Source organism: Bacteroidota bacterium (assembly GCA_026391695.1).
Classification (GTDB): Bacteria; Bacteroidota; Bacteroidia; order Bacteroidales; family JAGONC01; genus JAPLDP01.
The window spans coordinates 1-2,571 of sequence record JAPLDP010000009.1 but is presented as its reverse complement, the minus strand read 5'-3'; the positions used below and the strand labels follow the sequence as shown (position 1 = coordinate 2,571).

At 36.4% G+C, this 2,571-nt stretch carries 3 protein-coding genes; all 3 read right to left on the bottom strand.

Annotation, left to right across the window (positions count from 1 at the left end):
- Nucleotides 1-924, bottom strand: a 924-nt coding sequence (locus NT175_00185; GenBank protein MCX6233131.1) for a hypothetical protein, incomplete at its 3' end; no start/stop codon positions are given.
- A 9-nt stretch (nucleotides 925-933) separates the two neighbouring features.
- A complete protein-coding gene (locus NT175_00180; protein MCX6233130.1) occupies nucleotides 934-1,896 on the bottom strand; it encodes a T9SS type A sorting domain-containing protein in 963 nt (320 codons plus the stop codon).
- An 8-nt stretch (nucleotides 1,897-1,904) separates the two neighbouring features.
- A partial coding sequence (locus NT175_00175) for a T9SS type A sorting domain-containing protein (GenBank protein ID MCX6233129.1) occupies nucleotides 1,905-2,571 on the bottom strand: 667 nt, incomplete at its 5' end.

The window sequence follows — 2,571 nt, the reverse complement described above, 5'->3', positions numbered from 1 at the left end:
AATTGGATGAGCGCTACCTCCAACAATGGTATCGCCAAGTAAAAAGTATTGTGATAATAGTTGTCCATTTTCATTTAATTTAAAAATGGATGGAGTTTGAGGTCTCCCAATATCTGAATAGATACCTGCACTATAAAAAATCCCTCTATCTTTTTCAATTGTTTCATAAACCACTCCCGTATGATTTCCCCATATCAAATCCCAGATTTGCTCCCCTGCGGTGTCGGTCATGAACCAAAAGGGACGAAAACCCGGATAAGTACAGCGGCCTGAAACCAGATAGTGACCCTGGGAGTTCAGCAACAAATGAACTCCCTCCTCATTAGACATCAGGGGATCTTCCCAGGTATAATTCTTTATCCAAATCGGATTTCCCAGCGTGTCTATCTTTACCAGGCTTATACGTTGATTATGAGGGTATCCGGCATAATATTCCAGCATACCTAAATAGTTACCATCATCCAGTTGTACGATGCCTGTTCCATAATCATCTTCTGATGCCTGGAGTTCAAGACACCATTCAATCTCTCCGCATGTATCCAATTTTATAAACAATGGATCAAAGTGTCCTGTCAGATCATTTTCAGTGGTTGCTCCGGTTAATACAGTCCCCCGGTCTTTGGTTTTTTGTAAATCAATAAAAGCTGATTGATAAGAAAGCTCACCAAATTTTTTTTCCCAAATAACATTTCCATTAATATCTGTTTTTATCAACCATCCCCATTGACTAACTACCTGGCCTTTGCTAAGATAACCTGCTATCAGATAGCCATGATCATAGTCATTTTTAATACCTCGAACATAAGACGAAGTATTACCCCCATAAATTTTCGGCCATTCCTGTCCATAGATAATATTTGAAACAATTAATAATAATAATGTTATTAATCCCCTCAATATAAAATACTTTATTTTTTCTTTCATTAAATCATTTTACTTATTCCCGACTTTGGTGATTTTTTTACTCTCTATCAGATTATCTCTCACAAATAAACTTATCATATAAATTCCATTAGGAAGATTTTTTAATGAAACAGTTAATTGATTAAAATTATCCGAAAGTATCATGGTTTTGATCAACTTGCCATTGACATCAAACATAAGCAATTTACCATTAATTTCATACTCAGAAGTATTAAAATAAACGATCACATAATCCCAGGCAGGATTAGGGAATAATTTCAAATGATCTTCTTTTTCAACATTTACTTCGTGAGGTGTGAAATGATATTCAGGATAAGATTTAGTATTTGGAGGGAAATAAACCTGTTCGATATAATTAATGAACCTGCCTTTCACAAGTAATCCCCGTGCATAACCACTGATCAATGGATACGCATGATTCATTATTTCTTGCAATGTATTAATAGATAATGAATCTAATTGCCTTATACTCCAGGTACTGTCATTCATCCTTTTTAAAACATTGAAATAATCTGCAAAATCCTGGTGTATAGCAGTTTGGTAGGTGTTTAATTCGTATGTGGCAGGAATCTCATCCAATACATTTAGCGCTTGTTCTGCCTGTTCATTGTTAAAATAGCAGAAGGCTAACCTGTATTTTGACTGAAGATCTGTTTCATCTTCATACAAAGCTATCAAGCTATCATATGGATCAAGTAGGGTTGTATCTGAAAGAAATTTTCGTATCAGTTGATTTTTAGCTCTTGCACGCAACTGTTGCCAGTAACCCAGCCGTGATTCAAGAACTTCTTTTGCTCCGAGATAGTCCCGTCCCTGCATAATCTCCGTCATCATGTAATCGGGCATTGGATCAAAACGATTGTCCAGCGACTTAAGCACCTCCTGCGACTTGGCCGATTGTGGATTAGCTGTAAACACATCCCGTATCATGGTAATTGGCAGGACATCTTCTTTATATATAGCCTGTTTCATGATGGTATTTATCTCCCCACCATAAATTTTTCTTTGGCGAGGATATTTTTAGAACTTTTAAGAACAGCCAGGTACAAACCTGCCGGATAAGCCGTAATATCGGTTTGTATTTTCTTTGTATATGCCGGTATCTCAATATCATCCACCAGCCTGCAATAATTGTCATAGACACTTAAAACAGCATCGGTTTTCAAATCTTTAAACTCAAAATTGATAATGGTTGCAACAGGATTTGGATAGACCTTCATCGCCTTATCATAATCCTCTTTCAGCGGTATTTCATCTATCGAAACATACACGCCACAGTTTAAATCGACGGTATCAGAAGGGATCGGGTATGGACAAAGACTGTCGTAAGTAAAGGGCTGAGTGTATAGGGTATCGTCTTCTAAATCTGAATTGAGTTTCCAAAGGTAAATGTGAAAAAGATTATAAGTGCCTGTGATAAGTATCTTGTTATCAAAAGTTGTTATAATACCAATCGGAATAGTATTTTCAGATAGCAATAATCTTCGTTTTAAAATATTTCCAGTCGTATCTGTTATTATCACTTCGCTAAAACCTTCATCTACGGGAAATTCTACATTTCGCCATTGAATACCAATTATTAAAGAAGTATCCCTGTAGACAGTAATTGGATGAGCGCTACCTCCAACAATGGTATCGCCAAGTAAA

What these genes read in the sequence shown, in the direction of transcription:
- NT175_00180 (MCX6233130.1), bottom strand. Translation starts at nt 1,896, where the DNA reads ATGAAACAGGCTATATATAAAGAAGATGTCCTGCCAATTACCATGATA.